The following is a 20,786-nucleotide window of genomic DNA, read 5'->3' as shown; positions in this document are numbered from 1 at the left end:
TATAATTCAGCACTCAATATCAAAAAAGAAGGCATTCGCTTATTAGCAAGTGTCTAATAAAAATATAAACTTTTGGAACAAGAGGGTTAGCTTGGTCAATTTCGTCAGCTACCAAAAGTGGCGATTACCCAAGAAGCCCCCACTTCAAGCAACTCGTAAGGGTGGTAAGTGGTGGGAGTAGTTCACAATAAATCCTAAAGTTGCCTTTTTTAAATGCGGAGTGGGTTGATTTTCGATTTTACAATTAGAATGGAATATAAAATATAAAAGTTGTACCGCATGAACTCATTAAAAGCAGATTTTAGAATCGCACACTGAATTGCCGGAATTGAATAATGAGGGTATACTTTAAGAAACTGGTGTATGGTTCCATTGATTTCCCAATAAGGAGGAGCACTCAAATGAAAAATATTAACACACCAGAAGAATTATATGAAGAACTTGATAAATTGAGCAAGGAGCATTCAGTTTCCCATTTCTATGTTCCTGGTAAGGGTACATTCACACTTGCTTATGAAGAACGGGAAAAGACAGTACAGGAAGAAATGGAAGAGGATGATGAACTACGGGAAATGATTAACGAAAGTAGAAAGGAGTATAGGGAAGGGAAGTATAGAACTACAGATGAAATTATTGAATCACTTTATAAAGAGGATTCAAATGAATAAAGTATTTTGGTCCGATTCTGCCGAAAAGAAAATGCTATCGTTTAATAGTGAATATTATATGATAAAAGAGACAAGAGATTATATTGCGATAGTAATGAAAGATATTGAAAATTATTTATTGAATCCTTTCATAAGCAAACGTTATATAGAAGAGAAAGGTGATCATAAGGGAATAGCCAGAATAGTATATCGCAAATTCAAAGTCTATTACGAAAAAGTGGACGAGGAAATCATTATTCTGGCGATAAAGTTCCCCGGCGAACAGTAAATCTTCATCGATAATCCTCTAATGGCAATACTTCAAACCAAACCAGCCCAAACGCTTCATTTAAAATATATTGACATCTTATGATAAACTAAAATCAATACCAAAAGAAAGGAAGCGAGTCCATGCAATACATTACACTAAACAACGATCTCCGTATGCCACAACTAGGCTATGGTGTGTGGAAGGTTCCAAATGAAGAAGCAGCATCTGCAGTAGAAAATGCGTTAGAAGCAGGCTACCGTTTGATTGACACTGCGAAAGTTTACGGGAATGAACGTGGTGTCGGACAAGCACTGGCAAATAGCACCGTTTCACGGGAAGATTTATTCATTACAACAAAAGTGTGGAATAGTGATCAAGGCTATGATAATACGCTAAAGGCATTTGATGAAAGTTTGGAGAAACTTGGCCTCGATTATGTGGATCTCTATTTAATTCATTGGCCAACTCCAAAGTATGATGAATATGTAGAAACATATAAGGCATTAGAAAAGTTGTATAAAGATGGGCGTACAAAAGCAATCGGCGTTTGTAATTTTGATGTCGAGCACCTGCAGCGGATAATGGACGAATGTGACGTAGTCCCAGCCGTTAACCAAGTAGAATGTCATCCGTATTTACAACAAAAGGAATTAAAGGAGTTCTGCAGGAAGCACGGTATCCGAGTAGAAGCATACAGCCCGTTGATGAATGGGACAGATGTTTTACAAGACGGTGTGATCAAGGAAATTGCTGATCAATATGGCAAAACACCTGCCCAAGTTATTCTCCGCTGGCATCTTCAGTCAGATGTTGTTGTAATTCCAAAAACAGTAACACCTTCTCGTATGGAAGAGAATTTCAACGTATTTGACTTTGAATTAAGTGAAGCAGATATGGAGAAGATTGCTGGTTTGGATCGAAATCTTCGTCATAATGCGGTCCCGAGTGAAATGAATAATCGGTAGAAAGATGTGCATGGAATTGAATAGTTCCATAACCGATAGCCTGTATAAGATAAAATGTTTTTAACATATTAAAACGCCTGGGTTTTATAATTCAAACCCAAGCGTTTTTTAATAAGCAAACTGGTCAAAATATAGGATATACAAAATAGCTTATATAAAGTTTTGTAAAATTGCTCCTTTACCACTATTTGACTCTACCTCAGCATACGCTCCGTTAATTAAGGTTATTTGCGGTGGAACGTGACCACAATCAATGTCATATATAATAGGGATTTGAAGTTCTTCGGAAAGCTCTTTATAAACATCTTCAGCTGTATAATTGCTAACAGGGTAATTAGCTGGGCTTCTGCCAAACACAATACCTGAACAGCTTTCAAACCAACCAGCTAATTTCATTTGCACGAGAGACCTGCGCAAATCAGTTGTAGATAACCCGCAATTTTCGAAAAACCATATTATGGATTCACCTTTAATATAATTTTCTTTAAAGTTCTGGATCTCACCAAATGGGGTACCAATTAAATGTCTTATCGTATCAATACATCCTCCAAGTAACCGCCCTTTTATGGTAACTTTACTATTTGATGTTGATTTCCACTCGGTTTCTTCTGTCAAATTGAAAATACATGGAGTAGGTTTATCAAATTCCCATTCTTTTTGATATTTGAATGACGATTGTTGAAGGATCGATTCACCCTTTTTTGTTGATAAAACGGATTGCCACATCTTAGTCGTGTCATCAGAATACTCCCCTCTTAAATCTATTAAGTTCGTTCCATGAGCAGTTGCGATTCCTGTTTTTAATGTTGTAGCCAGCAGCAATAGGCTAGTATCTGAGTAGCCTAATATCCATTTGTTTTGTATGTTATCAAAGTCAAGATACTCAAGCATTTCAATCAGCAGTTCTCCACCCCAAGGAGGAATGATGATATGAATATTATCGTCAAGCATCATTGCATTAAACTCTTCAGCACGCTTTTCGGCGGATGCAGATCTCGCCTTGTCTTGATTCCAAACAGTATCTCCACATATGACATGAAAGCCGTTCATTTTCATGCGTTCACATGCAGTTTTCAACAATCCATGCAGCTCGGCGGGTACACCAGAAGAAGGTGCTGTAACTCCAATCGTTGCCCCATTTTCTAAAAACGGATATTTTATCATGTTCTACCTCCGTATCTTTATATTTGTTTAATAATTAATTGTTACTGAAAAAAAAGAAGTTTATATCGAAACACAACAATGAATGACGTTAAAAAACCTGGGGAACAAAATAAGGATAGCACTTTATCCAGAAGATTATAATAGCAAGCAACACTAAAATTTATATGGAATTAAATCCATCGCTATTAAAAAAGTCCCGTTATATTGGATTTTTATTCGATTCCCCCTTAACGGCACCTTGCTACTTTCCCTATTACGCTAAAACTTAAAGTGTATATGGGATTAAGTATTTAAGTAAACCCTCTACTCTCAGAATGATAGGGTACTTTCTATAAGCCTATCGTTCATGAACCATCCTGATTACCTCTTGAATCTTCCCCATAACTTTAGACAGAGATAAAATAGAATTCTCCGTGTCAAGTTCTTCAATATCCAATGAATGATTTGCTCCTTTGACCGTCTCTATTATGAAATTGGAGTGACGTAATTGTGCAAGCTGATTTGCATTGTAATGTGGATCTTTGTCCCCAATAACCAATAGTCCCTGATGATTACTGCCTCCGATTGCATCTAAAATCACATCGTACTTTAACAGTGGTGTCAGTAAAATCATTGTCGATGCTGAAAAATCCTTGCGTTTCATGAATTCCATTGTAATTGGAATAGTCCCAAGTGATTTACCTAAAAAGACTGTATTATTGTAATCGTTATTTTTAAGGACTTCAAAGACGATAGGTTTTACATCGGCTATAATGGCTTCAGATATATCATTGAGTGGATGCTTGAACAAATCCTGACCATACGCGTAATGAATATGGACAACATCAATTTTATTTTGAAGCATGGCCATCGTTGAATAGTAAAATAGTGGCTTATCATACGTATATCCTGCACCTGATAACATGAAGCAAATAGTTCGGGAGCCTGTTTCGATATGTGTATAAGTAATTTCTCTATTCTTTACAGGCATCTTCTTTTGACTTATTTTCAATGGTTCTCCTCCATTCCGTTTTAAATATTCTAACACGTTTAGTTGCTTTTGTTAGCTGCAATTTCAAAAATTCATATAACGATAGTGGCAAACTCTGTCGCTATATAGTAAACTAATACTATCTTGTTCATCCATTTTGAAAGGAGTGGTGTTTTATGACTGTATATAATCATTTTTTTATAAACCAAAACACACGTAACAAAGTGGAGGAACGGTCGGTATTTTAACAGGCTTTTCCTCCAACATTCGAGGAGGAAAATGTAGTTGAATAAAGCAATTGAAAAACTCGGATGGGACGATTCCATTCGGGATGCAGAAAATGACAAATTGGCACGGATTATTACTGTGCAAAAAAATAGCTATCGAATTTCTGACGGAGAAGTAGAATATTTTGCCCATTTAAGTGGGAAATTTTTGAATCAAGCAACCACTGCGCTTGATTTCCCTGCTGTGGGGGATTGGGCAGAGGTACAGAAATTAGCGGACGAACAAAAAGCGGTAATTCATCGTGTTTTGCCTCGGAAAAGTCAGTTTATCAGACAAGCTGCTGGATTAAAAACAGAAGGACAAATCGTTGCTGCAAATATCGATCTGGTTTTTATTGTGAATTCGCTTAATCATGATTTAAACGTCCGCAGAATGGAACGTTATATTTTGGCAACGTATGAAAGTGGTGCTTCTCCAGTTGTCGTGCTTACGAAACTGGATGAATCTACGCCAGAAGATGTTATGCGGATCATTGCTCAGGTGGAAGAAGTGGCGATCGGCGTACCAATTGTCGCAATCAGCAGCATAACGGGAGAAGGCATGGAGGAACTTCTGAAATATTTGCCAGCACAGAAAACAGTTGCATTACTTGGATCATCAGGTGTTGGTAAATCTACCTTAGTGAATAAATTACTTGGTGAGGAAGTACAGGAAACCAAGGATATCCGTGAGGCAGACAGTAAAGGACGTCATACAACAACTCATCGTGAAATGTTTATCATGCCAAACGGTGCATTATTAATCGATACCCCTGGAATGCGCGAGCTGCAATTGTGGGATGGGGATTCGGCTATTGATACAACGTTTCAGGATATTGAGGCATTGGTGCTGGAATGCCGATTCACCGATTGTCAGCACGATACAGAGCCTGGGTGCCGTGTCCAGGAAGCATTAGCAGCAGGTGAATTGACTGAGGAACGGTTTCAAAGTTATTTGAAGCTGCAAAGGGAACTTGCTTATGAAAAAAGAAAACAGGATCAAAAAGCACGGTTAGAGGAAAAGAATAAATGGAAGCAAGTATCTAAGGAATTGAAAAATAAGTATAAATTTAGATAGTAAACACCTTCCCCGCCTGCTGGGGAAGGTGTTTTACATCAACGCGAGAACGAGAACATTAACCCGAAAAGAAAACAGGAATATCAGCCGAAAACGCGTGCCACGGCTTCCTCAAATTCACTGAAGTAATTCGGAATTTCATTAGCTTTTAGCCCAACATACATATTCGCTGCTATCGACTGGTTATACCACTTTTGTTTGTCAAAGCCTGCATTGAAATGCTGCCATACCGCATCGCCTAGTCGCGCGAGATCCTGTTCCAGTCCAAGCAAATTGTCCAATTTGTCGGCTACAATTAGATATTTTACCTCTTTACAAGCATCTCGGACTGTATCAATAGTATGCTGTTTTCGTTCCTGCCACGGTTTTGATTTGTCCTCTGTATGCGCCGCGACAAGCTGTGCAACTTTAGCCCCAAACGTTTCTTCTATATCCTCAATCTCATATGGTGTGTCCTCAACCACATCATGCAGATAGCCGGCACAAACCAATGCTTCGGAAAAACCCGCCTGCTCTAAGCGCTCAGCAACACGGATCGGATGGGTAATATACGGGACATTAGAACTCTTTCTAGTTTGCCCCTGATGTGCCTTTTCAGCAAACGCTCTTGCTTGTTGTTTCAATAAGACACCTCCTCCATCTTTTGTTCCTTATCCATTCCCGTTACACAGTGATTCTAAATGATATTTTATCGTATCCTGCATTTTTTCGATCGACAATTGATCAGGGTGCAGAAGAGCATGCAGTGCCAGTCCGTCCACTAAAGCGTAAAGCCGTTCGATTTCCAGTTCCTTATTCAAATCATCTTTGGCAAGCTGCAGATTAATTAGTCCTTCTATAACCAACGTGGCGGCATGACGAATTTCTTTATAGACGGTTTGGCTTAACTGTTTTAAGCTCGGATCGACTAGCGTTCTTGTAGAAAAAACCAACCACACCTCCATTTCTATCCGGCGATCCTCATCAACCGGTAACAGTTCACTTACTATTTCTTTCATTACGTCAAGCGGTTCACCATCGTAATTCTTTCTGGCTATACGTTGCTTTACCTGGTCGGCAACAAGCTTCATCGAAAACTGAAATAATTCTGACTGGGTAGAAAAATAATGACGTAATGCCCCTACAGACAAACTAGCTGCATTGGCAATTTTTCTCACGGATGCCTGTTCAAGGCCATCGCGAATGATCACTTTCCATGTCGTCTCGGCTATTTTAATTTTTCGTTTATCATGATCAACTATTTTTGGCATATTTTTATTATAGCACAGTTGTATTATTTAGTAGAAATATGGTACATTATTTTCAGCACAATTGTATGAACAAAGGCGCTGGAGCCGGACGTCGCCTACCCTGTCATGAGCGGAATAGTGCCGGATTTTTATATTTTCTTACCTATTAAAAAAGGAGGAACAAAATGATAGGCTGGTTAATCATTGCGTGTGAAGTTGGATTTTGGGTATTCGTATTGGCAGGTCTAATTACTCGTTACGTTTTTAAAATGAAGAAATTAGGTGTACTGTTATTAGCGTGTACGCCAATTGTTGATTTGCTTTTATTAATTACAACCGTAATCGACTTAAAAAATGGTGCAGTAGCGACTACAATGCACGGTGTAGCCGCAATTTATATAGGGGTAAGTGTTGCCTTTGGTCATCGAATGATTAAGTGGGCTGATAGATGGTTTCAGTATTTGTTTACCAAGGGGCCGAAACCAAACAAACGGAAAAAATATGGCAAGGAATTTGCGAAAATGGAACGAGTTGGCTGGTATCACCATTTACTTGCCTGGATCATTGGAGTTGGTTTACTAGGCGCTATTATTCTATTTATCGATAACTTTGCACAAACCGAAGCATTATTGCAAACAATCATGCTATGGTCGCTCGTTCTGGTCATTGACTTTGCAATAAGCTTTAGTTACACAGTATTCCCGAAAAAGGCGTAAACACGCAAGGTTCATTTCCCTTTCAAAACAGCAAGGAAACAAGTAAACTTAGGGTAGAAGTAATATTGGAGGCCTAAGCTATTATGGATACAGGAATTAACAAACGGAAAACTGAACACATTCGGCTATGCTTAACAGAAAATGTGGAAGGTATTAATAAAACGACGGGATTAGAAGGAATTTCGTTTATACATAATGCATTGCCGGAAATTAACTTTGCCGATATTAAGCTGGATTCCACTTTTTTAAAAAAAGCGGTAAAAGCACCGTTTCTAGTGAGCTCCATGACTGGTGGCTCGGAGCTTGCGGAAAAAATTAATACGAATTTAGCCATTGCTGCCGAGGAAAGAGGCTGGGCGATCGGGCTCGGTTCTACAAGGGCACTGCTTGAGAGTGATGCACATAAAGAATCCTTTTTAATTCGCAAGCATGCACGATCCGTTCCGCTAATTGCAAATATAGGTGCAGTGCAGCTGAATTATGGGTACGGTGCAAAAGAATGCCAGCGATTGGTTGACTTGACGGAAGCGGATTCGCTTTATTTACATTTGAATAGCTTGCAGGAAGTTGTTCAAGATGAGGGAGATCTGAATTTTAAAGATCTATTGCCGAAAATAAAAGAAGTATGTAAAGCCTTACCCGTTCCTGTAGGTGTTAAGGAGGTTGGTTTTGGTATTGATGGGACAGTAGCAGAAAAATTGTATGAGGCAGGGGTCTCTTATATAGATGTTGCTGGTGCTGGCGGAACATCATGGAGTCAAGTGGAAAAGCTTCGTTCCAAGGATTCATTGCGAAAAGCCGCTGCGGAGGCGTTTAACAGCTGGGGTAACCCTACTAAAGATTGTATCGTTTCGGTAAAGAGTAAACTGCCGGATGTACCGATCGTTGCCAGTGGCGGAATGAAAACAGGTGTTGATGCTGCCAAAGCAATGACAATTGGCGCAGATATGATCGGGTTTGCCAGACAATTACTGCAGGCGGCAACGGAATCCGCAGAAAAAGTCATGCAAGCGATGGAACAAATTGAATTTGAAATGAAAATGGTGATGTTCGGGATTGGTGCGAAATCAATTACCGAATTGAAAAATACAAATCGGGTAAGTATTATGGGACGGTCATTGCTTGATGAGGAAAGCTAAAGCCTATTTCGGTTTTAGCTTTTTTAATGTCTATGAAACTATAAAATTAATTTAAAGCCTGTGGACAACTGGATAGTCGAGAGGAGCCACGTCCAGCTCCAGCGCCCAGCCCTAGTGTGTAACACCCGCCTCCGTGCGATAAGTCAACATCGGTTCGGGTAAAGGAAGGCCGACTAAAAGCGGGCTTTGCGCCCGACGTCGGCATACCCCTTTTTTAGTGATGTTTCCTTTAAAAGATAAGGAACCAACATGGCTCCGCTCCGTGTAGCCACCATCTATCATGAAAAGGGCTTTCTAATCTAGATAGAAGGTATATCAGCCATTATAATATGGCACAATACAGTTAATAACAATACAACCAGACCGCAAATACTATGGTGGACCCTGAAAGGGGATACCCTGTGTAAGAAACCGGTTGTGACAGTATAGAAGTACCATCTATTGTGACTAGAACGCGTATACAAAAGTTTTGCAAGTGCGGAATTAGAAATAAACCTTATTGCTGAAAGAGTAAAGAAAAGGCTAGTATGTATTCCTTGGAATGTTGGCGAGTCCCAATTAGTTGTATTCAGTCAAAACAGCTTGAGGTATCCAAACTGTTTTGACTGTCTAATGTTCATTATTATAAACCTTAACAAAAATGCTTCCGAATAATTGATTTCCAATATAAGCATCTAACCTCCACATTCCGCTTTTTGGTAATGATAAAGTGGTTGGAAGATGGCGGTCAGCACCGTTATTCGGTCCGGCCAAACTTTCATTTAAAATGGTTATTTTTTTATCATCGTCTTCATGAGTTGCAATAACCTCGAAGGAACCGTCTAATTCTTTATCCTTCCCCCAAACATGAAACATGTATTTATTTTTTTTATTTGGATAAAATCTAGTAGTCTCGCTATCATCATAAATAAAGCCTATTCTCCCTTTCTCTCCAATCATTGTATAACCATTGGATTCAAACAGTGGGCTTTCCTTCCAATTTTGATCTTTATGGTCACTTTTTCCATTATCAATGGTTATATCATTAGTCTTGTCATTTATATTAGCGCATCCTTCAGTAGCTAATACAACAACTAATAATAAAAAAAGAGGAATCTTTTTTATCATGCAACAAACCACCTTTAATTTAGTACATTCTTGATCAAATTATACGGGAATCTGAAGAACTCCCCAACAAAGCTGGGTCTAAAATCTTTTATCTTATATCCCGAGTTTGGCGTAAATTTTTTCCAATTGTTGATATAACAGTGCTTTTGCCATATTAATAAAGGAGTCCTAAACGAAAAAAGATGCTATAAAGTCTGTCACACCAGCCTATAAAATGGCTAAAATCGAAATTTAGGACTACAATATTTAGGTTAAAGCTCAAAACCCCTGCCATGACTGCGTTTGGAAATTTTTGTCGCCAAACTCGGGTTATATATACAACAGATGTTGAAAAGGGTTGACATAGTGAGTCAAATACCACATACCATCAATAATTCAGTTTGACGGCTTAGACAACTAATTATTGATATATATAATAATCATTGTAATAACTGAATATAGTAATAACATAAAAAGCACTATAATGTTTATCGGTTTATTGAAACCTCGTAGATTTAATATATTTGTTGGATCATTATCTCCTTTAATTACTTGGTTATTCCGTAAAACAACATAGATTAAGGGAGTCAAAGCCCTCGTAAACCCATAGACGAATCCAAAAATTAAACCGTATATTGGACTAAATGCAATTCCTGAAAAAATATACAACGCGTAAAAAGATGTATATGGTATATAAGTAAATACACCCGCACCTAAAACAGATCCCCAGATGCCCATATTTACTACCTTAGAATGAAATAACCAAGATGATGGAATTTGCCAATGGTTTTGTGGCAACCATATCTTAATTATATTAGCTTCCTTTAGAATCAATACAATAATAAATATAAACAAAGTAAAAAACTTTATAAAAGGGGCTAACCAAAACGTTATATAAAATACCCCTGTGACAATAATAAACCCAAAAATTGCTCCGCTAATTCCGGATAACATGATGTAAAGTAATAAAGCCTTCCACTCGCTTCTTAGTCTGTACATCTCACCGAGATGCATAACCTCAAGGGTTACATTAATTCCTCAATATGTGCAAAGTTTCGAATAGCCAGCAACAATTGCAGTAAACAAGCATAATAAAATACCTGTTGTCAACACTTTGCCCACCCCCTTAATTAATATACTTTTTTAATGCATTTTAGTCATATCATTCACTTAATAACCTATAAATTTTAAAACGATTTCCTTGATTGGTCTGGCAACTTCTTGTGAAAATCCCTTATACATCCAGATTCTTGCATTACAATTCCTATTTTTAAAGATGTAGGAGCTTGGAAAATAGTAAGTTTACCTTCAATATCAACGGTGTTGTAGCAATTATTCCAATTAATATTATAATAAAGTGTTTGTCCTTATAATGTGGCTGCACCCGCAATCACTTGAATGTGGTGAGTTTACATTACTGGACTTTGTACAGTCGCAACATACTCGGTCGTATCCACTCCCTGGGATACACCAACAACCAGTTGAACGGTATCCCCAGGCATATGAAACCTTATAACCTGACGGACACTTAGAACTACCACAACCGCTGCAAAATTTACCGCGTGGGGGCTGACAGCCTTGCCCGGACCTTTTCCAAACCTCACACCAGCTATGACTTGCTGCAAGCCCTTTAATTGGGTTGATAAAAAATATAGCAAATCCTGTAAAAGCACTTGCTAGAATGGTTTTCAAAAATTGCTTTCGATCAACCTTCCTTGCAATGTTTTCTGAAATTCTTTTTGAAATCTCATCAAAGATTTGTATAAAATTCCGCATAAATATGTCACCCTCCCTAATTATTTATCACCTGGAATGGTTTTTTTTCAACAATATCAATAAAATTACGAATGTGATCCATTCCATTATTAAGTCCTTTTTCTATTACCACCCCATCCTCATTGACCATGAATGCAAAAGGTGTAACCCTAACCCTAAAGTCTTGAAATACTTTCATATCCTCATCAACATAAAGTACATCACTGATATCAAAGTTTTGTATTAACTGCTGGTTTTCTTCCTTTTTACCAATAGTAATTAAGATAAAATTGAATCTATCTTTATATTGATAAATTGCATCTTTCAATTCAGGGACCATATTTTTACACGCTCCGCAATTAGGAGAAACAAAGGTTAACAGTGTAGGATTATACTGAAACATTGCGTTATTAAATTTTCCGTTTCCATTAACCAAAGGGATATTAAGCTCAGGAGTTTTCTCTCCAATCGCTAGTCCATCCCGTGATATTGAGTCACTTGATTTTAAATATACCTCCCCAAACTGGCGAAAAACCATGATTAATGAAATAATCACCAGGATAAGTAAAATCCACAATGCTATATTTGAATAGATTAAGAAATTCATTTAATGCCCCCTCACAATGCATCATGTTTTTTTAGTAAGTCAACTGTAGATTTATGGTAAGACCATAGCTTTTGGATAATTATCAAAAAGAAAATAAGGGAAAATCCCGCAATATATTGCTCTATTCCAAAGTTTACTGACTTCGGGACAACAAGGACAAATACATTTATTAAAGAAATCAGTAAGATCTTTAGAAGGGAAAAATTATCTGCTTTGGCATCCAGGAATTTTCCGTAACAACCACATGCTATTATTCTCTTATTCTTTATTACATTTAAAATTGCATAGCCAAAACTTAATAATAAACACTGAATGCCCAGGACACCAAAGATGAATGTTTTGGAAAATAGGATTAGAAATGCAAATGCGACTTCCAAGAATGGAACAATATAACCAACAATGATTGAAATCCTTTTTGGCAAAACCCTATATTCCAAAACTAATGACGAAAATTGTTTTATACTAACTATTTTAAGAAATCCTGATAGAAAAAAAAACATGATCAAGAAGCTGATTAAAATATTATGTGTTATCCCATTACTGACCCTCCTTTTGATTTGACTCTTGATCAACCGCTTTTCTTTCGTCATTAAATGCACCTTTAAACTCTTTTAGTGATTCTCCCACAGAACGGCCTATATCAGGTAAGTTTTTTGCCCCAAAAGCGACTATGCAAATAATAAGAAGAATAATTACCCCAGGAATTCCAATTTGACTAAGCATCCTTTTTCACCTCCACTAGTTTTGTGTCTTTTTACTATTATTAATTTGCTTGGAAGAAATAACTGAACATATCAAAAGACTGATTTCAAACAAAATAAATACTAAGGACATCACAATTATTTCAGAGAAAAAATCCGGTGGCGTTACAATCATAGAAAACAGACATAAAATAGGATAAATAAATTTGCGTAACTTTTTCAACAAATTCACAGAAACTATACCAACAAGGGTGAGAAATGATAAAAAAGCAGGTAACTCTAGAATTAATCCAAATACAATACAGATGGCGAATATAAAATCAAAGAAGTCAGTAAAATTATATACAGTGTTCAATTCCAATGTATTGGAGACATTTATAAAAAATGAAAGCAAAATGGGAGAAATAACATAGAAACCCAAAAATGCTCCAAAGAAAAATAGTATTGATGCTATCGGAACCAAAAGAATTGCCATTTTTCTAGTTTGGATGTTTAAAGCTGGTTTAATAAATAAATAAATTTGAACAACAATTATTGGTATGGTTGCTGATAATGCTTGAACCAACATTATTTTGATGTAAATCTTAACTGATTCGGTTACTTTAAATACGTTTAAGTCTAGACCATACTGTGTAGCAGAGGATTTGATGACACCTAGAAAAAATGGTGTTGAAAAATATGAAATAAGAAAAAGACAAAGAAGAATGGACACGGTTATGATGATTCTTCCTCTCAATTCACCTATATGTTCTGCGAACGTTTGCAGTTTTATATTAGAATTTTGTAATTTTTCTTCATTCATAAAACACCTCCTGATTAATGTAATTAGACTTTTAAGTAAATGATAGGTTTTAACAATGATGTGGGAATAATTAGTTTGGTAGTAAATAACTTAATTTCTCAATTAATGTAGGTAGGTTAGTATGGTGGAAGAGAAATCTGTACGATATAAATTGTATTATAGCGTAAAGATATTAATTATGCAACAAAAATTTAAAAAAATTTAAAAAATTTAAAAACTCATTACCTATTTCCTTAAGTTACAAGTTTAAAACTATAAATATGATATAATTCATGAAAAAGAAGTAGGGTGATTGAATTGAAGAATTATCTACAGCATTTGCCATCCATTGATTTAATACAAAGCGATGAACGGTTTCGGTTACTATTGGCAGAAACCTCAGTTTCTAATAAACGGTTAACTAATTGGGTGCAAGAAGAAATTAATTGTATTAGACAAAAAATGCTATCTAAATGCTGTAATAAGTATCCCTATAACAAAAGTGAAATGATAAAGTACGTTTTTAAAAGGTTAAAAATGAGATCTGAACTTTATTTGAAACCACTTAAACTTAAAAGGGTTATAAATGCGACGGGAACCGTTATACATACCAATATAGGAAGAACGAGGTTGAGTAATGATGCAGTCAGCCAAGTAGCTGCTGTTGCAGGTAACTATTCAAATCTTGAATATGACCTAAATAAGGGTGAACGGGGAACGCGACATAAAATTACCGAAGTGTTATTAAAGGAACTCACTGGTTCCGAGGCAGCAATGGTAGTTAATAATAACGCGGCAGCTGTTTTTCTGATATTAAGGACCTTTGCTAAACAAAAAGAGGTTGTTATCTCTAGGGGGGAACTTATTGAGATTGGTGGTGCATTTAGAATCTCATCCATTATGGAGGAAAGTGATGCTATTCTTAAGGAAGTTGGTACGACAAATAGGACTCATTTATATGACTATGAACAAGCAATTAATAAAGAAACTGCCATATTGATGAAAGTTCACCAAAGCAACTTTAAAACTATAGGATTTACTCATGCTATTTCAACAAAACAATTAGTAAATCTTGCAAAGAAATATCATCAACCCCTAATTTATGAAGATCTAGGAAGTGGTTCCTTATATGATTTTAAAATGGGGAATGAACCAGTCGTTTCTAAAGTAATAGAAACTGGTGTAGATCTTGTATCTTTTAGTGGGGATAAACTGATTGGTGGGCCTCAAGCCGGAATAATCATTGGAAAAAAAGAACTTATAAATAAATTGAAACGGCATCAACTAACAAGGGTACTACGTGTGGATAAAATGACATTAGCTGCCTTGGAAGCAACGCTTGGCAATTATTTACGGGAGGAATTTAACAATATACCTACTATAAGAGACATTTCACTTCCAATATGTGAGATAGAAAAACGAATAATGATGTTTACAGATCATTTCAATAATAACGATAATAAATGGATTTTTAAGATAGAAAATAGTGCTTCACAGGTGGGGGGAGGGGCAATGCCAGGTATAGAAATACCTACATTGGTTTTAGCTGTTAAACATTTAAATCTAGATTCGCACACTATACACTCTAGATTGCGACAGGGCACATCACCAATTATAGCGCGACTAAAAAAGAATCATGTACTTTTAGATTTTCGAACTATAACCACTGAGGATATACCGATTATTGTAGAAGTGTTCAAAAAAATAGAATGATAAATCGAAATATACTGGACAGTCAAAAGTTCTAGCAGGAAAAATAACCCTTTCTAGCGAATGATATAGGTGCAGCCTATATCTCTGAAAGGAGCTCAGATTCGCTGAAAGGGTTATAAATGAGAGTATACATTACTTTCATGCAAATTGCCACAATTATGTTGAAATTTATCAATACCATTTTAAACGAATTTCGTCACTGCTTTTCCCGGGAAAAAACGTTCCATTGGTTTGTTACCATTATCATGGGTTTGATGTTGCGCTCGGATCAGTTGGGTCTGACCTCGATTATGCGTGACCTTGCCTTACCCAGTCATCGTTACGAGACGCTGGTACATTTTTTTCGGTCTTCTGCTTGGTCGCTGGAATCCCTGCGAAGAAAATGGCTTCAGACAGTCAAGCGTTTCGCCCCTCTTTTCTACCTTAATGGTCGAGTAGTGCTCGTCGGAGATGGGATGAAACAGGCAAAAGAAGCCCGACATATGCCTGGTGTCAAGAAGCTCCATCAGGAGTCCGAGAACACCTCCAAAGCCGCATACATTTTCGGCCATTTGTTTGGTGGTATCGGTGTTTTGATGGGCACACCGGTGAAATGATTCTGTTTGCCCTTATTCATCAATCTGCACGACGGAGTCAAAGCCATTTTTGACTGAGACCATTCATCCGATCGATGTGAATCCCATGTGATTCAAGTGATTGATCAAGGCTTTAAAGCGTCAAAAGGGTTGAAGGAGGATGCTCTCCTGCTTCTTGATCGTTATTTCCTATCCGTTCCCGCCTTAAAACGATTAAACCAATGGAATCAGTCAGGAGATGTCCAGCTACACCTTGTGACCAGAGCTAAGATGAACGCCGTTGCTTATGAGCACCCTTCCAAGAAAAAGAAGGGACGGGGACGCCCGCGAAAAAAAGGAAACATGATCAAGTTGAAGACACTGTTTCAAAGCCGAGCGGACGAATTTCAAACAGCCGAGGTGACGATGTACGGAAAAAAGGAAACCGTTCAATACCTGTGTCTGGATTTACTATGGGGACAAGGTCGTTACCAGGAGCTGCGTTTTGTGCTGGTGAAGTTTAACGGAGGAGTCTCTATTTTGGTAAGTACCGATTTGAAGCTGGAAGCCGCCGATATCATTCACTTGTATGGGGATCGTTTCAAAATCGAATGCACCTTTCGGGAGATGAAGCAGGCGATCGGTGGATTTAGTTACCAATTCTGGAGCAAATCCATGCCTAAGCTGAAAAGGTATCTCAAAAAAAGTGAGACACATCCGTTGGAGCAAGTCACCGAGCTAAAAGACAGGCGGAACATCCAGCAAACCGTCAAGGCCATTGAAGGGTTTGTGATGTGCAGTTGCATCGCCATGGGTCTGTTGCAATTAATTGCAGTAAAATTTTCGCATAAGGGTTCAGTACGTTTCTTTCGTTATCTGAGAGCGCCATCCAAGTCTATTGTCTCGGAGGCTACGGTCATGGCTTATTTACGCCGGTTTATTTTTCTCATGTTTGCTCGCAACCCGCCTTTGACCGTAACCAAAATAATTCAAAACAACGGAAAAACACGGAAGAAATGCTTGATTCCGGTGATGATCGGATGGTGTCTTAATGTTTAAAGCTTTTTACTGTCCAGGAAATATAGCAGTTCATAAAAAACAGTGCGGGAGCAAGATAACGTATATAATCACTTGGTAAAAATAGAACATAATTGAAATTTGGCGAGAAAGGATGGGAATCGAACCCACCAAACGTCTAACAAGACGTCCCAATCGGTTTTGAAGACCGTGGAGTGCACCAGCGTCTCAACCTCTCCCATCTTTCATAATAAAGAGATTTTTAATAGATTGCAATAAAATGCAAAATAGAGTAATACAATATTTATTAACGGGGGGATTATCATGAATTTTTACATTATGGGGGTTCTAGGGCATATTGATCACGGGAAAACGACTCTAACCAAGGCTTTAACTGGTGTTGATACAGATCAATTAAAGGAAGAAAAACAAAGGAAAATCTCAATTGAATTAGGATTTGCACCTATTCAATTTCAAAATAATTATCAAGCCTCAATTATTGATATACCTGGGCATGAAAAATTCATAAAAAAGGCGATAGCAGGCGCATCGGGTTTAGATTTGGCGATATTAGTAGTAGCTGCAAATGAAGGCATTATGTACCAAACAAAAGAACATCTAGAAATAATTTCATTGTTGAGTGTACAAAGAATCATTGTTGTAGTTACAAAAATGGATTTAGTAAATCAAAAAGAATTGGAAATTATAACTATAAACATTAAAAATTTTTTAAAAGACACTAGGTTTAGCGGTGCTAAGGTCGTACATGTAGATGGGATTTCATATCGTGGAGTTTCGGAATTAAAGCATAGGGTATCAAAAGAACTTGAAAAAATACCTAGCAAGGATATTAATACTCCACTTCGAATGCCTATTGATCAGGTCTTTACGCTCCGGGGTTATGGCACAGTTACTAGGGGAACTTTATATGATGGAAAAATAACATCTGGGCAACTGGTTACCATACTACCTGGTAATTTACGAGTCAAAGTTAAGGAAATGCAATATCATAATCAGATTACTAAAAATGCATATGCCGGTCAAAGAGTAGCACTTAATATTTCTGGTGTAAATAAGGAAAATATAAAACGAGGACAAGTTATTGTAGACTCGGATTATTATATCAGTACCCAAACTATTGATGTCAAGATTAAAACAGTAAATTCGTTAAGGTATAAAAAAATAAAACAGCATGAGCATATAATGATACATATTGGAACAACCAATTCTACTGGCAAAATTATTTTTTTTGATAGAAACAGTATTGAATTTTTACCTAATGAAGAAATATATTGCCAAATCCGACTAGATAATCCTATAGTTGCAAAAAAAGGTGATTCCCTAATTCTTCGCAAACTTTCACCAACGGAAACATTTGCTGGTGGCATTATATTACAGACACAAACGAATAAATATCCTTTTGGAAAAGAAACAATTAAAAAATTAGTGAGGCTGGACAATGATCCTCTTTTGGAACAATTGATTTCTCTCCTGGAAGAGCATATGATGATGACAGAAAAACAGCTTGCACAGTATATTGGCGTGTCTGAACATTATATATCTAAATTACTAAGTAAATGTGTGGCCAGCGGGGTACTCACATCAGTTAAGGGACAGTATACTGCTCAAACAGTCATGAACCAACTGAGGAGTCTTGTGTTAAATAAATTGAGAAACTACCATAGACAACATCCTCTCAAATATGGGATTCCCAAAGCTGAATTGATTAGCTCTCTCAGTGAACTCTATCCTCCAAATCTAATACTAAATATTTTAATCAATTTAGACAATGATAAACTAATTTGTTTTAGAGGACCTAATGTATGTATTAAAAATTTTCGGCCGGAGTTTCCCTCCGAAACAAAGAAAGAAATGATAAAGGTAATTAGAAATTTAGAGAAACAAGGTTTAGAACCAGCTCCAGTACTAGAAATATTATCACAATCAAGCTTAAATAATTGTGTGATTAAAGATTTTTTGTTTTATATTGAGAAAGAAGGAGTAGTTGAACGATTAAACGATAAATATGTGGTTCATTACAAAAATATAAAAGAGTCGATTTATCTATTAAAGAAATACTACCCATATTTTTTTACAGTACAAGATGCAAAAAAGATCCTAAAACTTAGTAGAAAATATCTTATCCCTTTTTTAGAACACCTAGATAGAAAGAAAGTGACTACTCAAGAAAGTAGTAAGCGGGTTTGGATAGAATAGTTTTTTCAAAAAAAGATGTTCCCTGGGCGGGATTGGATAGTGGATTTTTTAATTTTTTATTTCCCTATGGTATTTGTCTTTTTATAAACCTTCTTTTTATCCAACAAAAACAATAGCCGAGGATTCCCTTAGTTTAGGAATTCCCGACTTTCTTTATGTCGAATTTTACAAAAGATAATACCACCTCCTTTGACAATTCTAGAGCCACCTATGACTTGATTTAGAGCCACTTGTGACATGAACTGAGCCACCACCTCCTATATAACGAACTTGCACAAGTGTGCAATTCGTTATATAGGAGCTTTTTTTAATGAATATAGTTTTATACCTTTCTGAAAGGGAATTGTACCAGAAAACAAAGGAGGGGACAATATGCCCTGGACATTAAATGACTACCCTTCATCAATGAAAAATCTGGATAAGGTTGTCCGTAAAAAAGCGATTGATATAGCGAATTCAATGGTTGATGAAGGGTATGAAGAGGGACGGGCAATTCCCATTGCCACACAACAGGCAAAAGAATGGTATCAAAATGCGGATAAAGAAGAAATAAAAGCTTATGAAAAGGCGGGGAAGCCGACGGAAAGATCTAAAGAAGGAAAACGTTACGAAAATAATCCGGAACGCTTAAATGAAGGGGAGCATGTTATTGCTCATGAAGAAGGTTGGGCGGTTACATCCAGTAAAGCCAAAAAACCAAGTGCTGTTTTTGCTACCAAAGATGAAGCAGTAAACCGTGCGAAAGAAATCGCCCAGAATAAAGGAACAGCACTGACTGTTCATAAGCAGGACGGCTCTGTACAAGCAACCTATTCCTATTAAAAAGTTAGAAGGCAGGCAGATAGAATCTGGACATTCAGGTTTTGTCTGCCTTTTTTCCGCCTCCTACCTGGACGATAAGGTGCAAACTTTAATTAGTGCTGTGTATATTTTCCAATTTTAGTTCAAATACTAGCAAAAAGTGGAGGTGATATAATGGATAACGAGAAACGTAAAAGTGGGGATGACAAATTTATCCCTATGACATCGATAACGAGCGGAGTTGGCGAAGAAGTCCGTAACGATGTTTACTATTATACCGATCAAATTGTCAATATCAGTTTTATTGGCTTGCCGGAAGAAGGAGAGTGGGTTCTTGTTGACGCAGGTCTACCAAGAGCTGCAACGGAAATTCGTGCTGTTGTACGTGAGCGGTTCGGGAAAGACAGTAAACCAGCAGCAATAATCTTGACTCATGGACATTTTGATCATGTTGGCGGATTGGTTGATTTGATGCAGGAATGGGAAGTCCCTGTTTATGCGCACAAGCTTGAGCTTCCTTATCTAACCGGTGAAAAAAGCTATCCGGAACCAGACGCGACAGTTGAAGGAGGGTTTTTGGCTAAAATATCACCGATTTATCCAAATGAACCGATTAATCTGGGAGATGCTGTAAAAGCCTTGCCGAACGATCATTCTGTACCTGGATTAACGGATTGGAAATGGATCCATACACCAGGACACGCACCAGGCCATGTCTCCTTTTTCAGAGAAAGCGATCGGACACTCCTAGCTGGAGATGCTTTCATTACGGTAAGACAGGATTCATTTTATAAGGTGTTAATGCAGACGGAGGAGGTTAATGGACCGCCAAGATATTTGACAACCGATTGGTATGCCGCATGGGAATCGGTAAAAAAACTTGCTGATCTAAAACCGGAATTGGCGGTTACAGGTCATGGACATTATATGGAAGGTGAATCTCTAACAAAAGGCTTGCAAAACCTTGTAGAAAATTTTGAACAGATTGCCGTTCCGGATTATGGCCGCTATACGGATGGGAATTTGCATTAAATGGTATTTCTCTGGTTATTTGTAAGCACAACAGTATTCAAAAAAAGTTTTCCTGTGCTACAATAACTAGTGAAATG

General features: G+C 37.2%; 22 protein-coding genes and 1 tRNA gene. 12 read left to right on the top strand and 11 right to left on the bottom strand.

Annotation, left to right across the window (positions count from 1 at the left end; all coding sequences use genetic code 11):
• Window positions 1-401: 401 nt before the first annotated feature.
• The 3 genes from IEX12_RS11460 to IEX12_RS11450 all read left to right on the top strand — a co-directional run bounded on the left by IEX12_RS11460 (window position 402) and on the right by IEX12_RS11450 (window position 1,883).
• A complete protein-coding gene (locus IEX12_RS11460) occupies window positions 402-668 on the top strand; it encodes a hypothetical protein (RefSeq protein WP_188725217.1) in 267 nt (88 codons plus the stop codon).
• The gene (locus IEX12_RS11455) at window positions 661-936 is read left to right on the top strand and encodes a type II toxin-antitoxin system RelE/ParE family toxin (RefSeq protein WP_188725216.1); all 276 of its coding nucleotides are present in this window, start codon (window positions 661-663) and stop codon (window positions 934-936) included. Before IEX12_RS11460 ends, IEX12_RS11455 begins: the two co-directional genes overlap by 8 nt.
• Window positions 937-1,058: 122 nt before the next feature.
• Complete coding sequence (locus tag IEX12_RS11450; protein WP_188725215.1) at window positions 1,059-1,883, top strand: aldo/keto reductase; 825 nt, start codon at window positions 1,059-1,061, stop codon at window positions 1,881-1,883.
• A gap of 150 nt (window positions 1,884-2,033) precedes the next feature.
• On the opposite strand, the gene IEX12_RS11445 is transcribed toward IEX12_RS11450, so the two are convergent.
• Together IEX12_RS11445 and IEX12_RS11440 are read right to left on the bottom strand one after the other, a co-directional pair.
• Window positions 2,034-3,047 (bottom strand): S66 family peptidase, encoded by a 1,014-nt coding sequence (locus IEX12_RS11445; RefSeq protein ID WP_188725214.1) that lies wholly within the window; start codon window positions 3,045-3,047, stop codon window positions 2,034-2,036.
• Between the two features lie 337 nt (window positions 3,048-3,384).
• The gene (locus IEX12_RS11440) at window positions 3,385-4,017 is read right to left on the bottom strand and encodes an alpha/beta hydrolase (protein WP_371871309.1); all 633 of its coding nucleotides are present in this window, start codon (window positions 4,015-4,017) and stop codon (window positions 3,385-3,387) included.
• Between the two features lie 285 nt (window positions 4,018-4,302).
• Between IEX12_RS11440 and rsgA the strand changes: the two genes are divergently transcribed.
• Window positions 4,303-5,361 carry a ribosome small subunit-dependent GTPase A gene (gene rsgA, locus IEX12_RS11435; protein ID WP_188725212.1) on the top strand — a complete coding sequence of 353 codons (1,059 nt, stop codon included), beginning with the start codon at window positions 4,303-4,305 and terminating at the stop codon, window positions 5,359-5,361.
• Between the two features lie 83 nt (window positions 5,362-5,444).
• Here rsgA and IEX12_RS11430 read toward each other — a convergent pair whose 3' ends face one another.
• Both IEX12_RS11430 and IEX12_RS11425 read right to left on the bottom strand, forming a co-directional pair.
• Complete coding sequence (locus IEX12_RS11430; protein ID WP_188725211.1) at window positions 5,445-5,984, bottom strand: HD domain-containing protein; 540 nt, start codon at window positions 5,982-5,984, stop codon at window positions 5,445-5,447.
• Between the two features lie 27 nt (window positions 5,985-6,011).
• Window positions 6,012-6,611 (bottom strand): TetR/AcrR family transcriptional regulator, encoded by a 600-nt coding sequence (locus tag IEX12_RS11425; protein WP_188725210.1) that lies wholly within the window; start codon window positions 6,609-6,611, stop codon window positions 6,012-6,014.
• A gap of 164 nt (window positions 6,612-6,775) precedes the next feature.
• Here IEX12_RS11425 and IEX12_RS11420 point away from each other — a divergent pair, with 164 nt between their 5' ends.
• Complete coding sequence (locus IEX12_RS11420) at window positions 6,776-7,306, top strand: hypothetical protein (RefSeq protein WP_188725209.1); 531 nt, start codon at window positions 6,776-6,778, stop codon at window positions 7,304-7,306.
• Between the two features lie 83 nt (window positions 7,307-7,389).
• Window positions 7,390-8,445, top strand: coding sequence for a type 2 isopentenyl-diphosphate Delta-isomerase (gene fni, locus IEX12_RS11415; protein WP_188725208.1), 1,056 nt, complete (start codon window positions 7,390-7,392; stop codon window positions 8,443-8,445).
• Window positions 8,446-9,054: 609 nt separating this feature from the next.
• Here the strand turns inward: fni and IEX12_RS11410 are convergent.
• The 6 genes from IEX12_RS11410 to tatC all read right to left on the bottom strand — a co-directional run bounded on the left by IEX12_RS11410 (window position 9,055) and on the right by tatC (window position 13,396).
• Window positions 9,055-9,552, bottom strand: a complete 498-nt coding sequence (locus IEX12_RS11410) for a DUF4871 domain-containing protein (protein ID WP_188725207.1) — start codon at window positions 9,550-9,552, stop codon at window positions 9,055-9,057.
• Window positions 9,553-10,940: 1,388 nt separating this feature from the next.
• A complete protein-coding gene (locus IEX12_RS11405; RefSeq protein ID WP_188725206.1) occupies window positions 10,941-11,189 on the bottom strand; it encodes a hypothetical protein in 249 nt (82 codons plus the stop codon).
• A 134-nt stretch (window positions 11,190-11,323) separates the two neighbouring features.
• Window positions 11,324-11,893, bottom strand: coding sequence for a TlpA family protein disulfide reductase (locus tag IEX12_RS11400; RefSeq protein ID WP_188725205.1), 570 nt, complete (start codon window positions 11,891-11,893; stop codon window positions 11,324-11,326).
• Between the two features lie 11 nt (window positions 11,894-11,904).
• Window positions 11,905-12,483, bottom strand: coding sequence for a MauE/DoxX family redox-associated membrane protein (locus IEX12_RS11395; RefSeq protein ID WP_371871304.1), 579 nt, complete (start codon window positions 12,481-12,483; stop codon window positions 11,905-11,907).
• Complete coding sequence (locus tag IEX12_RS11390) at window positions 12,431-12,616, bottom strand: Sec-independent protein translocase subunit TatA/TatB (RefSeq protein WP_188725203.1); 186 nt, start codon at window positions 12,614-12,616, stop codon at window positions 12,431-12,433. Before IEX12_RS11390 ends, IEX12_RS11395 begins: the two co-directional genes overlap by 53 nt.
• Window positions 12,617-12,631: 15 nt before the next feature.
• A complete protein-coding gene (gene tatC, locus IEX12_RS11385) occupies window positions 12,632-13,396 on the bottom strand; it encodes a twin-arginine translocase subunit TatC (RefSeq protein ID WP_188725202.1) in 765 nt (254 codons plus the stop codon).
• 288 nt (window positions 13,397-13,684) lie between these two features.
• Between tatC and selA the strand changes: the two genes are divergently transcribed.
• From selA to IEX12_RS23435, 3 genes are all read left to right on the top strand, one after another.
• The gene (selA, locus tag IEX12_RS11380; protein ID WP_308777684.1) at window positions 13,685-15,088 is read left to right on the top strand and encodes an L-seryl-tRNA(Sec) selenium transferase; all 1,404 of its coding nucleotides are present in this window, start codon (window positions 13,685-13,687) and stop codon (window positions 15,086-15,088) included.
• A gap of 119 nt (window positions 15,089-15,207) precedes the next feature.
• On the top strand, window positions 15,208-15,684 hold the full coding sequence (locus IEX12_RS23440; protein WP_286171102.1) for a transposase: 477 nt from the start codon (window positions 15,208-15,210) through the stop codon (window positions 15,682-15,684).
• An 87-nt stretch (window positions 15,685-15,771) separates the two neighbouring features.
• Window positions 15,772-16,701 (top strand): hypothetical protein, encoded by a 930-nt coding sequence (locus tag IEX12_RS23435; protein WP_286171101.1) that lies wholly within the window; start codon window positions 15,772-15,774, stop codon window positions 16,699-16,701.
• Window positions 16,702-16,801: 100 nt separating this feature from the next.
• Here IEX12_RS23435 and IEX12_RS11370 read toward each other — a convergent pair.
• Window positions 16,802-16,899 (bottom strand) — tRNA-Sec (locus IEX12_RS11370).
• Window positions 16,900-16,983: 84 nt separating this feature from the next.
• Between IEX12_RS11370 and selB the strand changes: the two genes are divergently transcribed.
• The 3 genes from selB (at window position 16,984) to IEX12_RS11355 (ending at window position 20,709) form a co-directional block, all read left to right on the top strand.
• Entirely contained in the window at window positions 16,984-18,876 is a 1,893-nt protein-coding gene (gene selB, locus IEX12_RS11365; protein ID WP_188725200.1) for a selenocysteine-specific translation elongation factor, read from the top strand.
• A 372-nt stretch (window positions 18,877-19,248) separates the two neighbouring features.
• Window positions 19,249-19,698: a DUF2188 domain-containing protein gene (locus IEX12_RS11360; protein WP_188725199.1), complete on the top strand. Its 450-nt coding sequence runs from the start codon at window positions 19,249-19,251 to the stop codon at window positions 19,696-19,698.
• Window positions 19,699-19,851: 153 nt separating this feature from the next.
• The gene (locus IEX12_RS11355; RefSeq protein WP_188725198.1) at window positions 19,852-20,709 is read left to right on the top strand and encodes an MBL fold metallo-hydrolase; all 858 of its coding nucleotides are present in this window, start codon (window positions 19,852-19,854) and stop codon (window positions 20,707-20,709) included.
• Window positions 20,710-20,786 lie beyond the last annotated feature (77 nt).

This window comes from Lentibacillus populi (genome assembly GCA_014642895.1).
In the GTDB taxonomy this organism is placed as follows: Bacteria; Bacillota; Bacilli; order Bacillales; family Amphibacillaceae; genus Lentibacillus_C; species Lentibacillus_C populi.
The sequence above is the reverse complement of the archived record's forward strand: the minus strand, read 5'-3'. Positions and strand labels throughout refer to the sequence as shown.